The organism is Streptomyces sp. NPDC048269, assembly GCF_040652395.1.
Taxonomy (GTDB): domain Bacteria; phylum Actinomycetota; class Actinomycetes; order Streptomycetales; family Streptomycetaceae; genus Streptomyces.
Window position 1 is genome coordinate 1 of record NZ_JBEZLW010000101.1, and the last position, 5177, is coordinate 5177.

The 5177-nt window shown below is 70.1% G+C and carries 6 protein-coding genes; 2 read left to right on the plus strand and 4 right to left on the minus strand.

The window, feature by feature from the left end; genetic code table 11:
- Positions 1 to 98 precede the first annotated feature (98 nt).
- The 4 genes from AB0D48_RS37025 to AB0D48_RS37040 all read right to left on the minus strand — a co-directional run bounded on the left by AB0D48_RS37025 (position 99) and on the right by AB0D48_RS37040 (position 2973).
- The gene (locus AB0D48_RS37025) at positions 99 to 548 is read right to left on the minus strand and encodes an ester cyclase (RefSeq protein ID WP_362407638.1); all 450 of its coding nucleotides are present in this window, start codon (positions 546 to 548) and stop codon (positions 99 to 101) included.
- An 83-nt stretch (positions 549 to 631) separates the two neighbouring features.
- Positions 632 to 1336 (minus strand): 3-oxoacyl-ACP reductase FabG, encoded by a 705-nt coding sequence (fabG, locus tag AB0D48_RS37030; RefSeq protein ID WP_362407641.1) that lies wholly within the window; start codon positions 1334 to 1336, stop codon positions 632 to 634.
- Positions 1337 to 1348: 12 nt separating this feature from the next.
- Positions 1349 to 2029 carry an HAD family phosphatase gene (locus AB0D48_RS37035; protein WP_362407644.1) on the minus strand — a complete coding sequence of 227 codons (681 nt, stop codon included), beginning with the start codon at positions 2027 to 2029 and terminating at the stop codon, positions 1349 to 1351.
- Entirely contained in the window at positions 2026 to 2973 is a 948-nt protein-coding gene (locus tag AB0D48_RS37040) for a ScbA/BarX family gamma-butyrolactone biosynthesis protein (RefSeq protein ID WP_362407646.1), read from the minus strand. The genes AB0D48_RS37035 and AB0D48_RS37040 overlap by 4 nt, the downstream gene beginning before the upstream one ends.
- A 288-nt stretch (positions 2974 to 3261) precedes the next feature.
- Between AB0D48_RS37040 and AB0D48_RS37045 the strand changes: the two genes are divergently transcribed.
- Both AB0D48_RS37045 and AB0D48_RS37050 read left to right on the plus strand, forming a co-directional pair.
- Entirely contained in the window at positions 3262 to 4806 is a 1545-nt protein-coding gene (locus tag AB0D48_RS37045; protein ID WP_362407652.1) for an acyl-CoA carboxylase subunit beta, read from the plus strand.
- Positions 4807 to 4820: 14 nt separating this feature from the next.
- Positions 4821 to 5048, plus strand: coding sequence for an acyl-CoA carboxylase subunit epsilon (locus AB0D48_RS37050; RefSeq protein WP_362407649.1), 228 nt, complete (start codon positions 4821 to 4823; stop codon positions 5046 to 5048).
- The last annotated feature ends 129 nt before the right edge of the window (positions 5049 to 5177 follow it).

A 5177-nucleotide genomic window follows, 5' to 3' on the forward strand; every position in this document is an offset into this window, starting at 1 on the left:
CCCGGGGGATGAGCTGCAGCGGGGCCTGCTGATCCGGGCCGGGGTCGGGGGCTCGGCCCGGATTCAATGCGGATGCCGCCCTCTCGTGCTTTCCGGGGTCAGGCCGTCGGGACGGGCTTGGGAGCCCCCTTCAGCGGCTTGGTCCAGGCCCCGATCTGGCGGAAGAGCTCCAGGTCGTCACGGACCGCCCAGTGCTCCGCCACCTTGCCGTCGGCTATGCGGTACACGTGCAGGTGCTGCACGCGCACTTCCTTGCCCGTCGCGGGCACGCCCATGAACTCGGTGACGTGCCGGCCCGTGAAGACGAGGCGCAGCAGCGCCTTGTCACCCTTGGCGAAGGAATCGACGATCTCCCAGCGGGCGTTCTCCCACACGCTGCGCATCCAGCGCGCGGTGTTCGCGTACGCCTCGGGGCCGCGCGGCGAGCCCTCCGGGGCCTCGTGGTCGATGAAGTCCTCGGCCACCAACCGGCGGGCGACCTCGTCGTCCCCGTCGTTGAAGATCTTGCCCATGTCCACGGCGATCTGCAGTACTTCTTCGTCCGTCATGACGGAGTCCTCTCTCATTGGGAAAGCAGGGGAAGGGATGGAAGGGGCGGAAGGGGTGGGAAAACCAGGGGGGCGGGCGGAGCTCACTGCCCCATGCCGATGCCGCCGCCGATCGGGATCGCGGACCCGGTGACGTAGGCCGCGCCGTCGCTCGCGAGGAACTTGACGACCTCGGCGACTTCTTCGGGCGTGCCCGTGCGACGCAGCGGAGTCTGGGCGAGCAGCTGCGCGCGGCGCTTGTCGGTGACCTTCTCGATCATCTCGGTCTCGATGAGGCCGGGGGTGACCATGTTGACGGTGACGTTGCGCGAACCCAGCTCCCAGGCAAGGGAACGGGTCAGGCCGAGCATCCCCGACTTGGACGCCGCGTAGTTGGACTGGCCGGGTGAGCCGAGGAAGCCCATGATCGACGAGATGAAGACGATCCGTCCCCATTTGGCGCTGATCATGGATCGGGACACCAGGCGGGCCATGCGGAAGGAGCCCACGAGGTTGGTCTGGAGGACGTCCTCGAAGTCCTCCTCCTTCATCACCGGGGCGAGGGCGTCCCGGGTGATGCCGGCGTTGGAGACCAGCACGGCGACCGGCCCGTACTGGGCCTCCACCTCGGCCACGGCGCGGCGCGCGGACTCGGGGTCCGTGACCTCGCAGCGGACACCGAACAGGCCCTCGGGGGCTTCGCCGCTGCGGGAGGTGACGGCGACCTTGTCGCCGTTGTCGGCGAAGGCGCGGGCGATGCTGAGTCCGATCCCCCTGTTTCCGCCGGTGATCAGAACGGTGCGTGACATGTGATCTCCTGTTCAGATGGCCGCGGGACCGGCGGTGGTCTGCGGCGGCAGGCAGCGGGCGAGTTGCTCCGCCGCCGCTTCGGCGCTGGTGAAGTGGATGGACTGCCAGCCCGCCGCCTCGGCTCCGGCGCAGTTGCGCTCGATGTCGTCGACCAGGAGGCACTGCTCAGGGGCGACCCCGGCGAGCTCGGCGGCCACGTCGAAGATCCGCCGGTCCGGCTTGCGCGCCCCGATCTCGAAGGACAGCGCCAGTCCGTCGAACAGGGTTTCCGGCCCGTCGGGGCAGATCATCTGTCGCCACAGGGGGTCCCAGGCGGGCGGCATGTTCGAGAGCATGCCGACGTAGACGCCGGCGGCGCGCAGGTCTCCGAGATGGGCCCGCCACGGCTCGTTGGCCTCGCGACCCTCGAACCAGCGCTTGCCGAAGCCGGTCAGGTCGGTGTCGACACCCCGCTGCGACAGCTCGGCGTTCATCCGCGCGGCCCATTCGTCCTCGCTGATCAACGGAGTGTCCAGCGGAGCCATCAGATCTCCGCCGAAGGGCTCGGCCACCGCGGTCATGGCCGCGCGCATGGCTCCGGCGGGGATCCCGGTACGGAGGCAGAAGGTTTCCAGGTCCTGGCTGATCGGCGGGGTCAGAACACCGCCGAAGTCGGTCCACACCGCGCGCACGGGAGGCAGCGAGCCGCTCACAGCGCCTCCTCGGTGACGGAGGAGGACACCGGGGCGAAGGCCAGCGAGATGCGCGCCACCACCGTGTCCTCCTGGTGGAACTCGACGCGGCAGTCCATGGGGTGGGCGGCGCCGGCGGCCTGTGACGGGGTGGCGGTGGCCACCATGGGGGAGTCGAGCTCGGCGAAGCGCGTGAACTCCGCGGCGCAGCGGGTGACGGCGGCGCCGGTCGGCACGCCCGCCAGGTGGGCCAGCTGCCGGGCGCCCTCCGTGATGACCATCGCGGGGATGTGGTCGTAGGTGTGGTCGAAGAGGCTGGGGTTCTCGAACCTCGGCTCCACGAGGGCCGAGACGGTGTCACCCGTGCGAACCGGCTCGCCCAGCACGACGTTGAGCGGGCTCCGGCGACCGACGCCGGCCGTATCGGCTGCCCGGGGCCTCGGCACCACGCCGAGTTCAGCGGTGAGGGGTGGTACCGACCGGCGCTGGAGGAAACGGAGTTTGCCGTAGTCCGCGCTCTTGGCCGCGCCCACGTCGATCCGCGTGCGGCCGACGGGGCGCCCGGCGAGGGAAAGGACGACCGAGGAGCCGACACCGCGCAGCTGGCCGTTGCGGCCCGCCGACGGGGTGACGGTGCCCGTCAGCTCCAGCTCGCCGGGCCGGCTCCCGGGAGCGAGGGCGTCGAGGTCGTCGATCTCGATCGACCAGTTGTTGACGAGGAAGGCGGTTTCACGGGAGACACCCAGCTGCCGGTGTGATGCCGCGACCCCGGCCTGGCGGGCGGCCTCCAGCAGCAGGAGGAAGTCGTAGGACACCGGGTCCCTCAGGTGGTCCCCGAAGTAGGCGTGGCCCAGCGGAAGCTGCGCCCCGGCTGCGAACGTCTCGTCTCCGGTCGCCACCAGATCCGTGACGAGCACCTCCGAGACGGCTGCTCTGTGCACCAGCGAACGGTCAATGGTGCTCATGTACGTCAATACGGGATCGGCTGCCGATGGATTGGCATCGAGCGGCGTTGTCATGCGGAGAACTCCTCAGTCCGGTGGGCTGAGGTCATCATTCACAGGCGACATGGAAGCTCCATGAAGTCCGCATCGAAGGGAGCCGCATCACGGTCTTTTAGCCAACTTCCATGGCGGCCGCACATTCTGTCCCCAACGGAAATCATCAATGTATGGGAGTGCTTTCCAATGACCGCTTTGGATGATCGCCCGCTCACCACGGCTCCGGTGATCCCGCGGCCGTCACGGCCGGGCATGGAGGCGCGGACGGCCGAACTGCTGCGCCTGCGCCAGGCAGTGCGCAGCGGCCCCGGGGCGCGCGCCACCGAGGCACAGCACGCCCGCGGCAAGATGACGGTCCACGAACGGATGGAGCTCCTCTTCGACGAAGGAACCTTCGTGGAGATCGAGGGGCTGCGGCGGCACCGGGCCGTCGGCTTCGGACTGGAGGACCGCCGCCCTCACACCGACGGCGTCGTCACCGGCTGGGGGCGGATACACGGCCGCACGGTCTTCGCCTTCGGGCACGACTTCCGGATCTTCGGCGGGTCACTGGGCGAGTCCCACGCCGAGAAGATCCACAAGATCATGGACATGGCCGAGGCCGCCGGCGCGCCGCTGGTCAGCCTCAACGACGGGGCCGGGGCCCGCATCCAGGAGGGCGTCTCCGCGCTGGCCGGCTACGGCGGCATCTTCCGCCGCAACGTGCGGTCATCAGGAGTGATCCCGCAGATCAGCGTGATGCTGGGCCCCTGCGCCGGTGGCGCCACGTACTCGCCCGCACTGACCGACTTCGTGTTCATGGTGCGCGGCATCTCACAGATGTTCATCACCGGACCCGATGTGGTGGAGGCCGTCACGGGCGAGCGGGTCACCCAGGAAGAACTGGGCGGGGCGGACCTGCACGCAGCGGTCTCGGGCGCGGCGGCCTTCGCCTACGACGACGAAGCCTCGTGCCTGGAGGACGTGCGGTACCTGATCTCCTTGCTGCCCGCCAACAACCGCGAGCTGCCGCCCGCGGCCGAGCCGGCGGTGGACCTCGGCACCCCGGACGAGGAACTGCTGCGTCTGGTGCCGGCCGATCCCAACCAGCCGTACGACATGCGTGAGGTGATCGCGCGCCTGGTCGACGACGGGGAATTCCTGGAGGTCCACGAACGGTGGGCCCCGAACCTGCTGTGCGTGCTGGCACGCATCGACGGCCGGACCGTAGGGGTGGTCGCGAACCAGCCGCGGCACCTGGCGGGCGTCCTGGACATCGAGGCGTCCCAGAAGGGCGCCTCCTTCATCCAGACCTGCGACGCGTTCAACATCCCGCTGGTGACCCTCGTGGACGTGCCCGGGTTCCTGCCCGGCACGGACCAGGAAAGCGGCGGCATCATCCGCCACGGCGCCAAGATGCTGTACGCGTACTGCAACGCGACCGTTCCCCGGGTCCAGGTCATCCTGCGCAAGGCGTACGGCGGCGCGTACATCGTCATGGACTCCCGGTCGATCGGGTGCGACCTCTCCTACGCCTGGCCGACGAACGAGATCGCGGTGATGGGCGCGGACGGCGCGGTCAACGTCATCCACCGCCGCGCGGTCGCCGCGGCCGACGACCCGGAGACGGCACGGCGCGAGCTGACCGAGGAGTACAAGGAGGCGCTGATGCACCCGTACTACGCGGCGGAGCGCGGCCTGGTCGACGACGTGATCGATCCGCGTACGACCCGGGCCGTGCTGGCGGAGGCCTTGCGGGTCCTGCGCACCAAGCAGGAACAGCTCGTACCGCGCAAGCACGGCAACCCGCCCATGTGACAGGGGGAACGACCATGGATGCACAAGGAACTTCCCGGCCCGCGCCGCAGCTGTGCGTGGTGCGGGGCGAACCCACCCCCGAGGAGATCGCTGCGGTGACCACCGTGCTTCTGCGTCTCGCGGCGACAGCGCCCAGCGGACCGGCCGAGCGCGCGGACGCGTTCCCGGCCGCGCCCTCGCCGGGCTGGCGGCGTACGGGACCGCACCGCCCGGCCGGAGCGTGGCGCACCTATCCGCAGTAGCACTGCCCGGATGTCCGGCCACAGGGGCCGGGGGCGGTGGCGGACCACCTGACCGCCGAGGGCCACAAGGCCACCACCCTGACCAGCCGCAACGGGGTGACGGACGTCGGCGGGACCGGGGAGCTGCAC

Bases quoted from the DNA above. Each gene is read 5' to 3' on its own strand.
- fabG (WP_362407641.1), bottom strand. From the start codon at position 1,336: ATGTCACGCACCGTTCTGATCACCGGCGGAAACAGGGGGATCGGACTC.
- AB0D48_RS37050 (WP_362407649.1), top strand. From the start codon at position 4,821: ATGGATGCACAAGGAACTTCCCGGCCCGCGCCGCAGCTGTGCGTGGTG.
- AB0D48_RS37045 (WP_362407652.1), top strand. From the start codon at position 3,262: ATGGAGGCGCGGACGGCCGAACTGCTGCGCCTGCGCCAGGCAGTGCGC.
- AB0D48_RS37025 (WP_362407638.1), bottom strand. From the start codon at position 548: ATGACGGACGAAGAAGTACTGCAGATCGCCGTGGACATGGGCAAGATC.
- AB0D48_RS37040 (WP_362407646.1), bottom strand. From the start codon at position 2,973: ATGAGCACCATTGACCGTTCGCTGGTGCACAGAGCAGCCGTCTCGGAG.